Raw genomic sequence first — 17,246 nt, forward strand, 5'->3', positions numbered from 1 at the left:
CGGAAACGCCTCGTCGTTCATGCCGATCAAACAGATCACGCGGAACGGCACCACGCGCAGCGGCAGCATGCTCGTCACGCTGATGCCACCGGCGAAGAAACGATAGCTGCGCTCGGGCTGGCTCAAGTTTTCGCCGAGGAAATCACGCACGCATTGCCAGTCGAGCAACGTCTCGACGCCGGCGGCCGCGTTCTCTTCGGCGAGCGCCGCGAGTGCAGCGCGTATCGCCGCCAACGCACGCGTTACCTCGGCTTGCTCGTAGTCGATCGCGAGCAGCGCATCGAGCACCGCGTTGAACCGCGCCTGCCACTGCGCCGGCGTATGCGTGCCGCGCTGGAACGCGAGCAAATCACGTAGCACGTCGAGCACGCGCAGCACCGCGCCGAGCAGGGCCGCGCCGCTGCCCTCGACCGCGGGCAACGAGGCGATGCCGGCGATATCGTCATCGCTGCCGCTCGCGTAGCCGAGCAGGAGGCGGTCGAGGCCGAACGCCCAGGAAAACTCGCGATAGCGGCCTGCGCCCGCATCTTCGTGCTGTGTCTCGTCGAGACCCCAGCGCACGCCCGCATCGCGCAGCCAGTTCGCGAGCAGGTCGATGTCCTCGGTATCGAGATCGAGCTTGCGCGCGAGCGCGGGCTCGCCGAGCAGGTCGATCACCTCATTGAGGCCGAAGCGCGACAGCGGCAGCGCGGCAAGCTTGAGCGCGAAGGTCGTCAGCGCATGCGCCTCGCGCGCGCTGCAATCGGATAGCGTGTATGGAAGATAGCGGGGATCGCCGCGCGCGATGCCGCCGAACACTGCCTCGATATATGGCGCGTAGGCGCCGATATCGGGGGCCATGATCGCGACATCGCGCGGATCGAGCTTGTCGTCGTCCTGGAACAGGGCGACGAGCTGATCGTGCAGCACCTGCACTTCGCGCAGGCGCGATGCGCAAACATGAAATTGTATACTCGTATCGTTTTTTGTGATGCATGCCGTCGGCGGCGCGCGATCGAGAATGTCGCGCTGCACGCACTGCAGCAGAGTGTCACCCGGGTGCGCGTTCCAGACTTCGTCGTCTTCGCTTTCGAGCGGTTGCACGTCCTCGTAGGAAAACAATTGCGCGACGAACTGCTGCCCCGCGCGGCCGTAGCCGGCAAGCAGCGGATTCTCCTCGGCTGCGAACGCCGCAGCACCGAATTCGCGCAAGCGCGCGCGTTCGCTCTTCGCGTCGCCCCAATAAGCGCGGCACGGGTTCGGCATCAGGAAATCGAGTTCGCAATGCCGCGCGACGACACCGTAGAAGCGCAGCAGGTCGGGCGAGATATTCGTGCAGGCAAATGCACCAAGGCGCTGCGGCAAACCCGGCGGGGGCGTATTCGATGCCGCAAACCGACGCACATAGCCGTCGAGCAAATCGGCGCGATGCGCCTCGTCGATCGCGACGATCAGGCGCCGCCACAATTGCGCCTGCCAATCCTGAGCATCGGCGCCGCGCTGCCAGCGCGCGAGCAGATCGCCATGATAGGCGAGATAGCGCTCGAACAACTGCGCAAGTTCGGTCGCAAGGTGGAGCCGCGTGCCCGGCTCACCGTCGCCGAGCAGCGCGTGCAGGCCGGCAAAACGTGGATCGCCGGCCAACAATGCAAGTTCGGCAAAGATACGCCAGCGCAGCAACCGGCGATCGAAGCGTGAGGTTTCAGACAACTCCGGATGCGCCGCGCGCAGCAGCTTCCATGCGTACTCCGCGGGTGCATAAAAATCGACGTTGGCGACAATGCCGAGCTTTTCCGCAAGCCGGATTTCGAGCCAACGCCGCAGCCCGAACTGCGGCACGAGCACGATCTCGGGCTCGAGCAAACTCGCCGCGGCAATGGGCGCGCGCAAGCGCTCCGCCAGGCGGTCGAGCAGCTTATCGGCATCATTGCCGTAGATAAGTCGAAATCCCATCGCGCGAGGATACGGATTGCGGTCGCAGGGCGCGAGACTTGCTCAGGCGAATCAGGCGGCCGATCATCGTTGCTCGTTGTGTTCTGGCTGATTGTGGCGAAGCCGCCCTAGAACCTCCCGTTCTCGTTCTGCTTGCGAGAAGTAGTAACATTGGAAACCAATTCGTCCAGAGCGCAAGCCATGAACGCCCAGCCTCGCCGCGTCGAGCATCAGCAAACCGACAAGGGCAACGTGCCCGTCTACACGACGGCCGTGATCGAGCAGCCGTGGGCGAGTTACAGCCGCGACGATCACGCCACGTGGGCAACGTTGTTCAAGCGCCAGCGTGAAGTGCTCGTCGGCCGCGCCTGTCGCGAGTTCATCGACAACCAGCAGCGCTTCGGCATGACACCGGACGCGATTCCGAAGTTCGAGGATCTCAATCGCGTGCTCAAGGCAACGACGGGTTGGGAGTTGATCGGCGTCGAAGGCCTGCTGCCGGAACTGACCTTCTTCGACCACCTCGCCAACCGGCGTTTTCCGGTGACATGGTGGATCCGTCGCCCCGACCAGATCGACTACATCAGCGAACCTGATCTGTTCCACGATCTGTTCGGCCACGTGCCGCTGCTGCTCGAGCCGATGTTCGCGGACTACATGCAGGCTTACGGCGCGGGCGGAGTGAAAGCGCACGGTGTCGGCGCCGAGGCGCTGGTCAACCTCACGCGTCTGTACTGGTATACGGTCGAGTTCGGCCTGATCAAACAGGACGACGGCCTGCGCATCTATGGCTCGGGCATCGTCTCGTCGAAGGGCGAGTCGATCCACAGCCTCGAATCGCCGGCACCGAATCGCATCGGTTTCGACCTGCATCGCATCATGCGCACGCGCTATCGCATCGACACGTACCAGAAGACCTACTTCGTCATCGACAGCTTCGAACAGCTGATGCGTGCGACCGGACCCGATTTCACGCCGTACTACGCCGAGCTTGCCGCGCAGTCGTCGATTCCAGCCGGCAATGTGCTCGAAAGCGACAAGGTCTATCAGCGCGGCAGCGGCGAGGGTTGGCTCAAGGACGGGGACGTTTGATGACCACGGCGAATCCCGCCACGGCGGATCTTTCCGACGCGCATCCCGAAGCGCAGGTCTGCGCACCAGTGTTCCGCGACTACGGCAGCAAGCGCGCGTTCCACGGACCGATCGCGACGGTGAAGGTGTTCGAAGACAACGCGCTCGTGCGCGCAACGCTGGAAACTCCGGGCGAAGGCCGCGTGCTCGTCGTCGACGGCGGCGGCTCGCTGCGCTGCGCGCTGGTCGGCGGCCTGCTCGGCGAACTCGCCCTGAAAAATGGCTGGGCCGGCATCGTCGTCAACGGCTGCGTGCGCGACACGGTGGAACTCGCCGCGCAGGATGTCGGAGTTAAGGCGCTCGCCGCACATCCGCGCAAGAGCGAGAAGGGGTTGCATTCGGGCGTGGCCGAGCGAGTGGTGGAATTCGCCGGCGTGTGCTTCCAACCAGGCGCGTGGCTATACGCCGATGCGGATGGCATTGTCGTTGCGGACGCAGCAATTCATCGCGGTTGAAACGAGTTCCGCGTCCGTATCGCCCTGAGAAAAATGGCCTTCCCTGGCCTCGTGCACAGCGCATGTCCCCGTCGTGATGCCACGACAGGGCCAGATGGTCAGAAGAAAACGATGCCGCCTAACGAACCGCCCCACATCTTGGCGGTGTTGCCGAGATAGTCCTTCGACTCGGTGCGACCGAATTCGCCGACCAGGGTCACGCTCTTGGTCAGCTTGTAGTAGAGGCCGCCGGTGGCATTGGCGTTGGACTTGAAGCTGCTGTTGAGCAGGTAGTTGTAGTGGTTGTCGTCCTTGGTGCGGCTCTCGCCGTAGTTCAGACCGAACTTGAGCTTCTCGGTGAGGTTGTACGAGCCCTGGACCAGATAGTTGCGGCCCTTGACGTCGCCTTGGTCGCCGTCGCTGAGAATGCCAATGCCGGTGCCCTCCTGATAATTGACCAGGAATCCGAACGGGCCGCCCGAGTACGAGGCACCGATCTCGCCTGCGGTCTCGGTAAAGTTGCCACCGCTGCCGCCCGCACCGTAAAACTTCTGCGATTTCACGCCGACCCAGGCCTTGAAGCCATTACCGGCCCAGGCAAGCTGACCCTGGAACTGCGGATAGGCCTTGGACACGAACGGCGCGGTGTCGACCGGGCTCATGACGCCGCCGGAGAAGGTGAAGCCGCCGCCGAGCACCGGCGAGGTGTAGGTCAACTGACCATAGTGATCCAGATAGGTGTAGCCCGCGCCGATGTGGCCGAGGGTGACGCGACCGCGCTGCGTGGCCTGCACCGGCGCACCCGCCCCGAGCAGGGTCATGTCGCCGAGGATCGCGTTGGCACCGAAGATGCCGTAGTCGCGACCGATCTTGAGCGTGCCCGCTTCGGCCGTGCCGATCGTGAAGAACGCCTGGCGCACGTCGACGGCACTGTTCGCGGCGATGCCAGAATCGGTGGCCGCATGCACCATGATGCCGATCGTGCCGCCGATCTCGATGCCGTCCTGCACGGTCTTGAACTTGGTGATCAGGCCGCTGGGCAGCAGGCCGTTGCCTATCGTCGTCTTGTGATTCTCGCCGCTGCAGCCGAGTGCCTTGCCGGCCAGCGCGGGACCGCCGACAGCGTCGCCCGAGCAACTCGTCGCCGTGTAGTACGCGTTGACGATGCCGCCGACATCGACCGTCCAGTCGCCACTCGTCAATTCCACCGCGTAAGCCGGCGTCGCCAGCAACGCGGACACGGCGATTGCGAGAGCCGCGGATCGCCACTGCAGCAACGCGCGCGAACCGATGCCGGCGCGCTTCGCACTGCCTGCCAGCATTTTTTCTTTCGACTTCGAACTACATTGCATGTTGTCCTCCCAATTTGGGGGCCGCAATGGGCCCATCGATGGAACTCGAATCAGCCCGGTCGGATTCGGCCATACAACATCCCACCGCGGCCCGTTGCACGAACTCCGCAGGCTCCTTGCGTGTTTTGGTGGTTCCCGCTCGTCCCCGTTGCGGCCATGCACAACGTTGCTGGCAGTGTAGTGATCGGGTCGCTGGCGCCAGTCGCTGGAAAGGGGCAGCCCGCCGCGTAGTGGGCGGAATTCAGCCCGATATTGCGGCGCAACGCGACCGGAAGGCCGGTGCAATGGGAATCTTCGGCTGCGATGTTCCGCAAGCGCAAAATTTGCGCTGTCCGGCTTTGGAGCAGTTTGACCGGGTCAGGGACGTGACAGCCTGTTTCAGGATGGAACAGGCTCTCGCGGACATCGCCGCGGCAGCGAAACCGGGTGATTCGACGCGGGTCGCAGCGGCGCTCAACCCGCCTTGTTCTGGGCGGTGGCGATGTAGGCGTCGATCTGTTGCTCTAACACCGGCAGCGGCACCGAGCCCGTCGCGAGCACGGCGTCGTGGAACGCGCCGATGTCGAACTTCGCGCCGAGCGCCTTCTCCGCGCGCGCGCGCAGCTCGACAATCTTGATCTCGCCAAGCTTGTAACTCAGCGCCTGGCCCGGCCAGGAGATGTAGCGGTCGACTTCGGTTTCGACTTCGTGCTGCGACAGCGCGGTGTGGCTGGCGAGATAATCGATCGCCTGCTGCCGCGTCCAGCCTTTGTGGTGGACGCCGGTGTCGATGACCAGGCGCGCAGCACGCCACATTTCATAGGTCTCGCGACCGAAGTCGTCGTACGGCGTGAGATAGATACCCATCTCCTTGCCGAGCTTCTCGCAGTACAACGCCCAGCCTTCGCCATAGGCGGAGATGTAGCTGTGCGTGCGGAAGTCCGGCTGCGTCTTCGCCTCCTTCGCCAGCGCACCCTGCAGCGAGTGACCTGGTGAGGACTCGTGCAAGGTCAGCGCGGTGAGGTTGTACAGCGGGCGCGAGGGCAGGTCATAGGTGTTGACCCAGTAGGTCGACGCGCCACCGCGGCCCGCGGTCCAGAACGGCGCGAGCGCATCGGGCACGGGCTTGATGCCGAAGCGCCCGCGCGGCAGCGTCTTGACGTAGTCGCCGATCTTCACGTCGACGCGCTTGGCGATCCACGCCGCACGCATCAGCAGTTCTTCCGGCGTCTTCGCGTAGAACTGCGGATCGCTGCGCAGGAATTTCAGGAACGCAGGAAAGTCGCCCTTGAAGCCGGTCGCCTTCATCGTCGCCTGCATCTCTCCATCGATGCGCGCGACTTCCTTGAGGCCGATAGCGTGGATCGCGTCCGGATCGAGATCGAGCGTCGTGTATTCCTTGATCTGCTGCCGGTAAAACGCCTTGCCATCGGGCAACGCCTCGGCCGCGAGCGTCGTGCGCGCGTGTGGCACGTACTCCTCGCGGTAGAACTTGAGCAGCTTCGCGTAGGACGGCAGCACCTTGTCGCGGATCGCCTTGGTGCATGCGGCGCGCAGCCTGGCCTGTTCGTCGACGGGAATCGTCGACGGCAAGCTCGCGAACGGTTTGTAGAAGTCGCTGTCTTCGGGCGTCTTCACCTCGGTGAACGTGGTGATGGAAACGTCGCGGCCCTCGAGCACGGCGCGTGGCACGGTGAAGCCGCGCTTGATGCCGGCGCGCATGTTCGCGATCTGCTCTTCGAAATAGCGCGGCACGTCGTCGAGGCGCGCAATGTAGGCCTTGGCCGCTTCGACATTCTTCAGCGATTTGTCAGCCATGAAGCGCAGGTCGGTCCAGAACTGCGTGTCGCTGTTGAGCGGCATTTCGTAGTCGTGGAAGCGCACGCCGGCGGCGAGATTCTCGATCTGCGGTTTGTATACCGCGTAGTTGATCCTGTTCTCCGGCGAAAGCTCGTCCGGCTTGATCGCCGCGAGCTTCTTCAGGACATCATCCCAATAGGCGAGTCGCTGGCCTTGCGCTTTCGCATCCACGGCGGGCAGGCGATTGTCCTTGTCGCCCGCTTCGCGATCCTCGTCGTCCACACCGGGGAACTGCTGCTGGCGCCAGGCCCATTCGGTCTTGTACAGGTTTTCGAAACGCTGGTCGGTGCTGGCCAGGTCGGGATTTCCGGCGTGAACCTGCGTGATAACTGTAGCGGCAAGCAACAACGCGATGGACAAACGCTTCATTCGAACATTCCCGGAATGTGTCATTTCTTCGGTTTCTTCTTGCGCGGCGGTTTCGGCAATGGCATCGGCAGCTGCGCCGTGGTGATCGCGATCAGGCGCGCCAGCCACTCGCGCTCGTCCCATTTCTCCTCGGCGACAAGATACCAAGGTTTGGCCTGCGGATAGGGTTGAGCGAGTTCCACTTCGCCGAGGTAGACGCGGCCGGCCTCGGTCGGCTTGACGAACAGGCGGTCATCGCAGACCAGTGCGACAAGTCGGCCGTCGCAATACAGGCCCCATTCGCCGAACATCCTGCGAGCGGAGACCGTGCCGGCCCCGGCGATCTGTTCGAGGATGAAGTCGACGTTGCGCTGCGAAGAGGACATATTTACTCCCTCATGCTGTCGTCGGCACTGGCTGCGCGCAGGTAGGCTTCGAGCCCGCGCTCAGCGGTTTCGACGAACACTTCGCCGGTCGTTTCGAAAACGGCCATGCGGTCGGGACGGAAACTGCGGAAGTCGCGGCGCAGCCGGCACCAGGCACCTAGCGTCCACGCACCGCCCCAGAACGCGAGACACAGAGGCTCGATTTCGCGCGCACTGGCACGGCCTGCGCCGTCGGCGTAGTCGAGACGCAACACGCGATGCTCGACCACGGCTTCGTGCAGGCGATCGATCACGCTCGCGCGCTGCATGCGCTCGCGCCAGGTCGGTGCGAAGATACGCGAGCGTTCGCTGCGTTGCTTCAGTTCCGCCGGCAGCACCGCCTCGATCTTGAGCAGCGCCGCCTGCGCTCCGCGCGCGAGGCGGGCGCCGGCGAACGCGCGCACGAAGCGCGTGCCGACGACGAGCGATTCGAGTTCGTCGGCGGTGAACATCAGCGGCGGAATGTCCGCGCCCTTGCGCAGGACGTAGCCGACGCCGGCCTCGCCCTCGATCGGCACGCCCGAAGTCTGCAGATCGACGACGTCGCGATAGACCGTGCGCAGCGAAACGCCAAGCGTTTCCGCCAGGCGCCGCGCAGGCAGCGCCGTGCGTCGCCCGCGCAGGGCATGGATGATGAGGAACAGACGATCGGCGCGGCGCATCCGCACATGATAGCGCCGCGCCGATTCATGCGAACCTCACACCGGCGAGAACAGGCCGACGCGATTGCCTTCGCTGTCGATGAACTGGGCGAAGTAGCCGATGCCATCGGGCAGTTCGGTGCGCGGCACGATCGTGTCGCCGCCCTGTTCGTGCACGCGCGAGAGCACGGGGCGCAGGTCGTCGACGTTGAGATAGATCGTGCTGCCGAGCACCGACGGCTCGAGCTGCTCGTGCTGGATCAGCGCCCCGCTCGCATGCGGCCGACCGCCGTAGGGGAACACAGCCATCTCGCCGCCGCCCATATTCTCGCGCTTGAGCTGCACGCCGAGGATGGTTTCGTAGAACTTCTGCGCGCGGTCGAGGCGATTGGCGGGAATCTCGAACCAGGCGGGGACATTCGGATTGAGCATGACGGTTTCCTTGTTGGCGGTTGGAGTGTTGCTGCAAGGCCATCATGCGCGGGGGCTGCTGCCAGCCTGATGTCAGCAGACACGGTTTGCCCGCAGGCTGGCGCGGTCCGGCGGCAATCGCGACAATAGGCGCGTTTTCGATGCATGGAACAACGATGAGCCTGCCCGACTTTATCGAGGTCTACGACGACGCACTGCCGGCCGAGCAGTGCCGCGGACTGATCGCCGCGTTCGAGGCCAGCGACAACATCGGCCGCGGCGCGATGGGCGGCGGTGTCGAGACTTCGATGAAGAACAGCTGGGACATCTGCATCTCCGACCACGCGGACTGGAAGCCGGCCGAAGCCGCGCTCAACAACGCGATGCTGCGCAGCCTGCTCGCTTACCTGCGCAAGTATCCGTACACGATCCTCGGCCCGGTCTGGCTGCGCATGAAGGATCCACAGACCGGCGGCTCGACCCTGCTCGACCCCGACGGCCTCATCGCGCTCGACGACATGCGCCTGACCGCGCTCGTGATGAAGACGTTCCGCCCCGGCAAGATCAACGTGCAAAAATACATCGCCGACGAGGGCGGCTATCCGCGCTGGCACTGCGAGGTCTATCCCGAGCGCAAGCCCGATACGCTGAGCCGCACCCTGCTGTGGACGCTCTATCTCAACGACAATTTCGGCGAAGGCGAAACCGAGTTCTATCACCAGCAGCGCAAGATCACGCCGAAGACCGGCAGCCTGCTGATCGCTCCCGCCGGCTTCACCCACACGCATCGTGGCAACAAGCCCAAGCGCGCGCACAAGTACATCGCGACCTCGTGGGTGCTGTTCCAAAGCGCGGAGGTGCTTTACGGTACTCAGGCACCGGTGGCAGCCGCATGACCCGAACAACGAGCAGCGAAATCCATGCTTCGCGTTGGCCTCATCTCCGATACGCACGGCCTGCTCAGGCCGGAAGCCGGCGCCTTCTTGCGCGGCTGCGACCATATCGTCCACGGCGGGGACATCGGCAGTCCCGGAATCCTGCAGGAGCTTTCCGCGATCGCACCTGTCACGGCGGTTCGCGGCAACAACGACAAAGGTGCGTGGGCCCGACCGTTGCCTGAAACGGCGTCCGTGCGGCTGGGCGATGCGCTCGTCCATGTGCTTCACGATCTTGCGCAACTCGATATCGAACCCGGCGCGGCCGGAGTCTGCGTCGTCGTCTCGGGACATTCGCACCGCCCCCACATCGAAGAGCGTGACGGCGTTCTTTACGTCAATCCCGGCAGTGCCGGCCCGCGCCGGTTCAAATTGCCAATCACCGTCGCCGAACTCGTCATCGTCGGCAAGTCAGTCACTTCGCGCATCGTCGAGCTTGCCGGCCACGGCGTTCAGTAACCCGCCGATGCCTGCCGGTAGCTTTCGCGAACGTGATCTTTCAGGGCATCGAGCGCGGCCGCGTCCCGCCATTGCCCCGCAGCCATGACGCCGAGCGGCCTGCGCAGCGTCGCCAGCGAGGCCAGCGGATTCTGCGAGGAAAGAACCAGGTCGGCGCGATATCCCGGCGCGACGAGGCCGAAGCGATCGCCATGTTTCGTGCGTTCGATGAACGCGCCCGGCGCGCGCGTCGCGGTCGTCAGCACCTGATAGCGCGTGAGCCCGGACGCTTCGAGTTCGGCGAGATCGTCGTGCAACGAAAATCCTGGGAGGCAGCCGGGAACGGCCGGAGCATCGGTCCCGGCAACCAGCTCGACGCCCGCGTCCGCCATCGCCTTGACCAAGTGGCGCAGGAATTCGAGCTTGGGCTCGAGCCTTGCGCTCTTGCCGACGTAGTCGCTCATCTGCCAGCGCAGGCGATCGCTCGGGGCGAGGAAATACGAGTCGGGCCGCGCGAGGAATTGGGCAATGACTTCGGCATGCCCGATCTGGTGCGCGATCGCGGCATAGGTGCCGAGGTCGGCCGTGACGGTCGCTGCGTGCCGCTTGACGAGTGCGACCGCCTCGGGGATACGATTGAGATCGGGCGGCGTGTCGGTTTCCTCGACGCCCGGCGGGGTGAAGAACGTGTAGAAGAATTCCTCTGCGTGCGCGACCAACGCCTGCCCTTGCTCGAGCTGGCGTGCGAGCCGTACCGCCCGCACGCCGTGGCCGATCAGCGGCAAGCCGAGCCGCGCGCCTTCTTCGGCAAACGCCGAAAACACCTCGGGCGAAAGATCGACGTAGACCTTGATGAAATCGTAGCCGTTGGTTTTCGCCAGATGGACGAAGGCGCGCGCTTCCTCCGGCGTGCGCACGACGAAACCGTTGTAGTCGGGCGAGCCGTCGACGAGGAAGCTCGTATAGACGTGAGGCCCCGGCACTTCGCCGTGGTTGACTGCCGGCACGATCTTGTCGACGAAGCCCGCGCGCGCATCGCCCATGTTGAGCACGGTGGTCACGCCATTGGCCAGATAGACGGCGAGATCGTTCTTCGTCTGCGAGTGCGTGTGCATGTCGGCGAGGCCGGGCGACAGCCAGGCCGTGCCGTGGCCGTCGATGCGCGCCACATCGGTCGGCACCTCGACCTTGCGGCCGATCGCGACGATGCGGTCGCCGCGAACGAGAACGGTCTGGTCGCGCAGCACGCGCTCGCGATCCATCGGCACCACATTGACGTGCACGAATGCGGTCGTTTTCGCCGGCTCCGCATCCGCACGGGCACCGGTCGGCTGGAGGAGCAAGACGATCGACAAGGCAGCAATGAAACGAAGCATCCAGAATTCCCGCGCACGAAGATGCATCGTTCGATGCACACCGACAGCAGGAGGTTTAATCACGCGTAGGTCGATGGACCGGACTGGCAACCCCACGCTGCGTGGAACCAGGCTGCACTTCACAGCCGCGACGACTGCCGTTGCGCGCTACGCGATCTCGCCTGGACTGCGCAGTAACAACTTGTACGCGGGATTTTCGCTCTCGTCGCGATACGCGTAGCCGAGCCGGGCGAGGAAGTCGGCGAAGGTGGCGCGGTCGGCCGGCGGCACCTGGATGCCGACGAGGATGCGGCCGTAATCGGCGCCGTGGTTGCGGTAGTGGAACAGGCTGATGTTCCAGGCCGGGTCGAGTGCGTCGAGAAAGCGCCCAAGCGCGCCGGGGCGCTCGGGGAAATCGAAGCGGTAGAGCAGCTCGTCCGTGGAGAGATCGCCGCGACCGCCGATCATGTAGCGCAGATGCAGCTTGGCGAGCTCGTCGTGGGTCAGGTCGAGCACTTCGAAGCCGCCTTGCGCAAATGCCTCGGCGATGCGCGCGGGTTCGTCGCGGTCGCGGATCTGCACGCCGACGAACAGGCGCGCCTGTTTCGTGTCGCCAATGCGATAGTTGAACTCGGTGATGCTGCGCGCGCCGAGCAATGAACAGAAGCGGCGGAAGCTGCCGCGCTCCTCGGGAATCGTCACCGCGAACAGCGCCTCGCGCGCCTCGCCGACTTCGGCGCGCTCGGCGACGAAGCGCAGGCGATCGAAATTGAGATTGGCGCCGCTCGCAATCGCGATCAATGTCTTGTCGCGCAGACTTTCGCGCTCGGCATACTGCTTGGCACCGGCGACAGCGAGCGCGCCCGCCGGTTCGAGCATGCTGCGTGTGTCGGCGAACACATCCTTGATCGCGGCGCACAAGGCATCGGTGTCGACGCGCAGCACCTCATCGACGTGCTCGCGGCAGAGGCGGAAGGTTTCCTCGCCGGCGAGCTTGACCGCGGTGCCATCGGAGAACAGGCCGACCTCGCGCAGTTCCACGCGTTCGCCTTGCTCGAACGAACGCGCCATCGCATCGGAATCTTCGGTCTGCACGCCGATCACCTTGATCTCGGGACGCACGGCTTTCACGTAAGCGGCGACACCCGCAATGAGCCCGCCGCCGCCGATCGGCACGAAGATCGCGTGGATCGGCCCTTGGTGCTGACGCAGGATTTCCATCGCGACTGTGCCCTGGCCTGCGATCACGTCGGCGTCGTCGAACGGATGCACGAGAGTCAGTCCGCGCTCGGTACCGAGTTTCACCGCGGCGGCATAGGCGTCGCTGTACGACTCGCCCGCAAGCACGATCTCGACTGCATCGCCACCGTGCGCACGCACCGCGTCGATCTTGACCTGCGGCGTCGTCACCGGCATCACGATTACCGCGCGGAGCCCAAGTTTTTTCGCCGCGAGTGCGACACCTTGCGCATGGTTGCCCGCGGACGCGGCGAACACGCCGCGCGCACGCTGCTCCGTGCTCAACTGGGCCATCTTGTTGTAGGCGCCGCGCAGCTTGAACGAGAACACCGGCTGATTGTCCTCGCGTTTCAGGTACACGCGATTGCCCAGACGGGTCGACAGGTTCGGCGCAAAATCGAGTTCGGATTCGCGCGCAACGTCGTAGACGCGGGCGGTCAGGATACGGCGCAGATAGTCGTTGGCGGTGGGCGTGGTCATCCACCTCAGCGTATCACGGAGACCGCATCGCGGACGCGACTACGAAAACAGCTCGCCCTGCGGTGATGGCGTGCGCGGTGCGGCGAAACGTGTCGTATCGAGCCGCACCGGACGACCGCGGTCGATGCCGTATTTGCGGCAGGCGAGCTGGAAGCGCTGGCGGATCATTTCGGCGAATTCGCCCTCGCCGCGCATGCGTGAGCCGAAGTTCGCATCGTTGTCGCGGCCGCCGCGCATCTGCTGGATCAGGCTCATTACGTGCTCGGCGCGCTCGGGCACGTGCAGGGCCAGCCATTCGCGGAACAGATGCTTGAGTTCGTACGGTAGGCGCACGATCGTGTAACCGGCCGCCGGCGCGCCGGCCTGCGCCGCGCCCTCGAGGATTTTTTCCAGGTACTTGTCCGTCACCATCGGAATGATCGGCGCGACCATGACGCCGCAGGGCACACCCGCAGCGTTGAGTGTTTCCACGGCTTTCAGGCGCCGATGCGGCGCGCTCGCACGCGGTTCGAGCGTGGAGGCGAGGCGGTTGTCGAGCGAGGTGATCGAAACGAATACGTGTACGAGGTTATCGCGCGCCAGCGGCACGAGCAGGTCTAGATCGCGTTCGACCAGCGCGTTCTTGGTGATGATCGTGAACGGATGACGGTGCTCGGCCAGCACTTCGATGATCGCTCGCGTGATGCGGTAGCGCCGCTCGATCGGCTGGTACGGGTCGGTGTTCGCGCCGAGGTTGATCGGCGTACAGACGTAGCTCGGCTTGGCGAGTTCCTTGCGCAGTTGCTCCGCGGCATTCGTCTTCGCGAACAGCTTCGTCTCGAAGTCGATGCCTGGCGACAGGTTCAGGTACGAATGGGAAGGGCGCGCGTAGCAGTAGATGCATCCGTGCTCGCAGCCGCGGTAGGCATTGATCGACGCGGTAAAATGGATGTCGGGCGATTCGTTGTGGCTGATGATCGTGCGCGCACGCTCCTCGGTCACCGTCGTCCCAGGTCGCGATTCGGGTTCGGCCTCCTGCTCCCAGCCGTCGTCCTCGCGCGTGGTCGTGCGTGATTCGAAGCGACCTTCGGGATTCGACGGCGCGCCGCGACCCTTGATGCGCGTGGGCACATCGAGTCGGTCGGCGTAGTCGGGTTTGCGCTCGCGCACGATGCGTTGCATGCGCGAAGTATGCGCCGCCGATGTCTCAGCAGAAGAGAAACCGGTTCATTGAAAAATGCGACCAGGGATAGCCGCTTACGGACGAACGCATCAGTGCTGCGTGTACATCTCGATCACATCGCGGCGTAGCGCCTGCTGGCTGTCGCCGCGGCTGTAGAACATGTGGCCGCCGGCGTATTCCTTGACCTGCACGCGGTTCGGATCGCCCATCAGCGGCATCTGGTCGACGATGAGCTTGGAGGCCATGAACGGGCACGACAGGTCGCCCCAGCCGTGCACGATCAGCACGCGCAGCTTGGCATCGATCGCGACCGACTGACGCAACTCCTGCACTGAGCCGCGCGGTTCGTCCTTGCGCTCCCAGAGGCGGTTCACGTCGTAGGAAAGCGCATTGTAGCGGCCGACGTATTTCCAACCGACCGTGCGCGTGACGAAGTCGACCATCGCGGTCGTGGTCGGCGCGATGATCGCGTCGAGCAGCGGATCGTTGGTGCGCTGGTCGGGCGAGAACGGGAACGGATCCCACTCGGTGATGTTGGCGTCGTAGCGGCTGCCGAGCTTGCCCTCGTTGCGGAACACTTCGCGCAGGAACGCCTGCGTTTCGAGACGGCCGCCGGCGCGGCGCACGAACACGGGATCGAGGCCCGACAATTCGGTGACGCGCTTGACGATGCGCTCGACCGCCTGCGGATCGGAGCGGCCTTTCAACAAATCGACGACATAGTCGCCGCGCGTGTACTCGATCACCTGCGCCATCGCCGCGTCGGTGAGCTTGCCCTGACGTTCGAGGTTGGTCGCGGTGATCGTCGGCAGGGTCAGCATCCACGGCAACGGAGACAAGTCGCCGTTGTCGTTCTGCACGCCCGGGTCGAGATACGGCGAGACGAGCACGTTGCCGTTCATCGCCACGCCGAGGCGCGTCTGCAGGTAGTGCGTGATGCGCGGGCCGCGGAAGCCGCCGTAGCTTTCGCCGACGAGATACTTGCGCGACATGAGCCGGTTGTTCTTCACCAGCCAGTCGTAGACGATGCGCGAGAGATATTCGATGTCGGCCTGGATCGAGTAGAACTTTTTCTTGGTTTCGTCCTCGCTCACGCGCGAACGCGAGAAACCGGTGCCGACCGGATCGATGAAGACCAAGTCGGTGAAGTCGAGCCACGAGCCCGGGTTGTCGATCGGCATGGCCGGATCGGACGGCGAATTGCCGTCGGCACCGAACTGCACGCGCTTGGGTCCGAGCGCGCCGAGGTTGAGATAGACCGACGATGCTCCCGGGCCGCCGTTGAGCGCGAACGTCACCGGCCGGTCCTTGCCCGGCACGGTATAGGCGATGAACATCACGTCGGCGATGGTCTTGCCCTTTTCGTCGAGCACGGGCAGCGAGCCGACCGTGGCGTCGTAGCTGAGCGTCTTGCCGCCGATTGTCGTCGTTTGCTTCACCGTCTTGTCGGCAGGGAAGGGCGGCAGCTTGCTTTCGTCGGGCTTTGCCTGGGCTTCCTTGTTCGCGTCCTTGGCGGTGTCGTCGGCCAGGGCTGGCGTAGCGATCAGGGCCGTCGCCAACGCGGCGGCGGCGAGGAACAGTTTCGGCAAACACGAGGACATATCGGCACCTTGCGCGGATCGGACGGACACGATCGCGCAGCATAGCAAGCGACTCGCGCCCGCCATGTGCCGAAAGCAAGGGGTCGATCAGGCCGAGGGCAGTCGCGGCGTGGGGGCTGGCTCGGCGCCGCCGCCCAGCCCGCGCCAGATGCTCGCAAGGTAGCGGAACATTTTCGGCAGCAGCCAGATCGCCAGCGCGAGGAACAGCGCGAGCAGCACGAGAAACGCCGCCGGATGCGCGAACACGAGCCAGAGACCGCCGAGCAGCAGGCCGTCCTCGCCCGCGCTTGCGGTCCAGTTGCTGAACGGTTCGGGCGAGGTGTTGATCGCCGCGCGTGCGCCGGCCTTGGCCAGATGCGTGCCGCCGGCGATCGCGCCGCCGAGGATGCCGGCCGCCATCTGCAGCGCGGGCGACTGGTCGCCCATCGCGCCCCAGGCGAGCAGCGCACCGATCGGGATGCGGATGAAGGTGTGGATCGAATCCCAGATCGAATCGAAGCCGGGCACCTTGTCGGCGAGGAATTCGGCAACGAGCATGATGCCCGAGGCGCCGAGCACCCAGTTGTGCTCGAGCAGGGTCAGATCGGTCGGCAACTGGACGTAGCCGAGCCTGCCGAGCAGGCCGACGATGAAGATCGCGGCGTAGAGGCGGATGCCGCTGGCCCAGGCCAAGCCGCTAGCGAGCGCAAGCTGTTGCAGATGTTCCATGACCGCCCTCCGGTTGCCGGACGCGACATCGACCCACGTATTTTAATGCGATCATCCCTGACCGCGAAGATCAAAAGCGGCCATCGGCCCCACGTTCAAATTTGATGCGCATCGATGAACCTGCCGTGATCGGCGATCCACCATCGATCGCGCAAATACCGCCGCTCCGCCACCTCGTCTTCACCATGCATCGCAGCTTGTGGCAGCATGCACCAGCCCGGAGGGAATTGCCATGCGCTGGATCTTGCTCGTCGTCTGCATAGTCGCATTTACCGTCGCGTTCACGACGGGGTCGCCGAGCCTGATGGGCGTCGGCCTGATCCTCGGCTGCGGCGGTTTGCTCGGCTTCGCCCTCTCGCTCGCTGCGGCGCGGATCGCGTCCACGGCGCAACCGGAAGCGGCCCTGATCATCGATCCGGAAATCAGCGCGCTGCGCGCCAAGGCCAATCTGGCCAGGTCGGGAGCCGCAGCGTCACCTCAGCCGACCATCGCGCCGGATCACGGCGCCGACACGGACGCAAGCGGCACGGCCTGATTTGTTGCGCTGCGTTTTGCTGACCGTAGCGCAAAGCGCACAATCCCGTTGCGGTCGGCCGACCGCTATCCGGGAGCACGATATGGAGTTCATCATTTATCTGATCGTAGGCGGCATTGCTGGCTGGCTGGCCGGCGTCGTCGTGAAAGGCGGTGGGTTCGGACTGATCGGCGACATCATCGTGGGCATCCTCGGCGGCCTCATCGCCGGCTGGCTGTGCGCGCACGTGCTGAATTTCTCGATCGGAGGCGGCATCATCGGCCAGATCATTACCTCGGCGATCGGCGCGATCATCCTGCTT

General features: G+C 64.6%; 17 protein-coding genes. 6 read left to right on the forward strand and 11 right to left on the reverse strand.

Annotation, left to right across the window (positions count from 1 at the left end; all coding sequences use genetic code 11):
• On the reverse strand, positions 1 to 1,932 hold a 1,932-nt coding region (gene recC, locus VF497_RS17295), incomplete at its 3' end, for an exodeoxyribonuclease V subunit gamma (protein ID WP_330891072.1).
• 180 nt (positions 1,933 to 2,112) lie between these two features.
• Between recC and phhA the strand changes: the two genes are divergently transcribed.
• Both phhA and rraA read left to right on the forward strand, forming a co-directional pair.
• On the forward strand, positions 2,113 to 3,003 hold the full coding sequence (phhA, locus tag VF497_RS17300; RefSeq protein WP_330891075.1) for a phenylalanine 4-monooxygenase: 891 nt from the start codon (positions 2,113 to 2,115) through the stop codon (positions 3,001 to 3,003).
• Entirely contained in the window at positions 3,003 to 3,497 is a 495-nt protein-coding gene (gene rraA, locus VF497_RS17305) for a ribonuclease E activity regulator RraA (protein WP_330891077.1), read from the forward strand. Before phhA ends, rraA begins: the two co-directional genes overlap by 1 nt.
• 98 nt (positions 3,498 to 3,595) lie before the next feature.
• Here the strand turns inward: rraA and VF497_RS17310 are convergent, their stop codons facing one another.
• From VF497_RS17310 to VF497_RS17330, 5 genes are all read right to left on the reverse strand, one after another.
• Positions 3,596 to 4,828, reverse strand: a complete 1,233-nt coding sequence (locus VF497_RS17310) for a porin (protein WP_330891079.1) — start codon at positions 4,826 to 4,828, stop codon at positions 3,596 to 3,598.
• A gap of 453 nt (positions 4,829 to 5,281) precedes the next feature.
• A complete protein-coding gene (locus tag VF497_RS17315; RefSeq protein WP_330891081.1) occupies positions 5,282 to 7,036 on the reverse strand; it encodes a DUF885 domain-containing protein in 1,755 nt (584 codons plus the stop codon).
• Positions 7,037 to 7,056: 20 nt separating this feature from the next.
• On the reverse strand, positions 7,057 to 7,401 hold the full coding sequence (locus VF497_RS17320) for a TfoX/Sxy family protein (RefSeq protein ID WP_330891083.1): 345 nt from the start codon (positions 7,399 to 7,401) through the stop codon (positions 7,057 to 7,059).
• 2 nt (positions 7,402 to 7,403) lie between these two features.
• Complete coding sequence (locus VF497_RS17325; RefSeq protein WP_330891085.1) at positions 7,404 to 8,102, reverse strand: YafY family protein; 699 nt, start codon at positions 8,100 to 8,102, stop codon at positions 7,404 to 7,406.
• 36 nt (positions 8,103 to 8,138) lie between these two features.
• Entirely contained in the window at positions 8,139 to 8,513 is a 375-nt protein-coding gene (locus tag VF497_RS17330; protein ID WP_330891087.1) for a VOC family protein, read from the reverse strand.
• Between the two features lie 155 nt (positions 8,514 to 8,668).
• Here VF497_RS17330 and VF497_RS17335 point away from each other — a divergent pair, with 155 nt between their 5' ends.
• Complete coding sequence (locus VF497_RS17335) at positions 8,669 to 9,388, forward strand: 2OG-Fe(II) oxygenase (RefSeq protein ID WP_330891089.1); 720 nt, start codon at positions 8,669 to 8,671, stop codon at positions 9,386 to 9,388.
• A 24-nt stretch (positions 9,389 to 9,412) separates the two neighbouring features.
• Positions 9,413 to 9,886: a metallophosphoesterase family protein gene (locus VF497_RS17340; protein ID WP_330891091.1), complete on the forward strand. Its 474-nt coding sequence runs from the start codon at positions 9,413 to 9,415 to the stop codon at positions 9,884 to 9,886.
• On the opposite strand, the gene VF497_RS17345 is transcribed toward VF497_RS17340, so the two are convergent.
• The 5 genes from VF497_RS17345 to VF497_RS17365 form a co-directional block, all read right to left on the reverse strand.
• Positions 9,880 to 11,241, reverse strand: coding sequence for an amidohydrolase family protein (locus VF497_RS17345; protein WP_330891093.1), 1,362 nt, complete (start codon positions 11,239 to 11,241; stop codon positions 9,880 to 9,882). The two genes, VF497_RS17340 and VF497_RS17345, sit on opposite strands and share 7 nt — an antisense overlap.
• A 147-nt stretch (positions 11,242 to 11,388) precedes the next feature.
• A complete protein-coding gene (gene ilvA, locus VF497_RS17350) occupies positions 11,389 to 12,939 on the reverse strand; it encodes a threonine ammonia-lyase, biosynthetic (protein WP_330891095.1) in 1,551 nt (516 codons plus the stop codon).
• Between the two features lie 39 nt (positions 12,940 to 12,978).
• Positions 12,979 to 14,100 (reverse strand): PA0069 family radical SAM protein, encoded by a 1,122-nt coding sequence (locus VF497_RS17355; protein ID WP_330891097.1) that lies wholly within the window; start codon positions 14,098 to 14,100, stop codon positions 12,979 to 12,981.
• A gap of 90 nt (positions 14,101 to 14,190) precedes the next feature.
• Positions 14,191 to 15,702 (reverse strand): S10 family peptidase, encoded by a 1,512-nt coding sequence (locus tag VF497_RS17360; RefSeq protein ID WP_330891099.1) that lies wholly within the window; start codon positions 15,700 to 15,702, stop codon positions 14,191 to 14,193.
• A gap of 87 nt (positions 15,703 to 15,789) precedes the next feature.
• Positions 15,790 to 16,410, reverse strand: coding sequence for a DUF4126 domain-containing protein (locus VF497_RS17365; protein WP_330891101.1), 621 nt, complete (start codon positions 16,408 to 16,410; stop codon positions 15,790 to 15,792).
• A 232-nt stretch (positions 16,411 to 16,642) separates the two neighbouring features.
• Here VF497_RS17365 and VF497_RS17370 point away from each other — a divergent pair, with 232 nt between their 5' ends.
• Positions 16,643 to 16,945 carry a hypothetical protein gene (locus tag VF497_RS17370; protein ID WP_330891103.1) on the forward strand — a complete coding sequence of 101 codons (303 nt, stop codon included), beginning with the start codon at positions 16,643 to 16,645 and terminating at the stop codon, positions 16,943 to 16,945.
• Positions 16,946 to 16,961: 16 nt separating this feature from the next.
• Positions 16,962 to 17,246 (forward strand): GlsB/YeaQ/YmgE family stress response membrane protein (locus VF497_RS17375; RefSeq protein ID WP_330891106.1); only part of this gene is annotated, 285 nt, incomplete at its 3' end.

Source organism: Rudaea sp. (assembly GCF_036383415.1).
GTDB lineage: Bacteria > Pseudomonadota > Gammaproteobacteria > Xanthomonadales > Rhodanobacteraceae > Rudaea.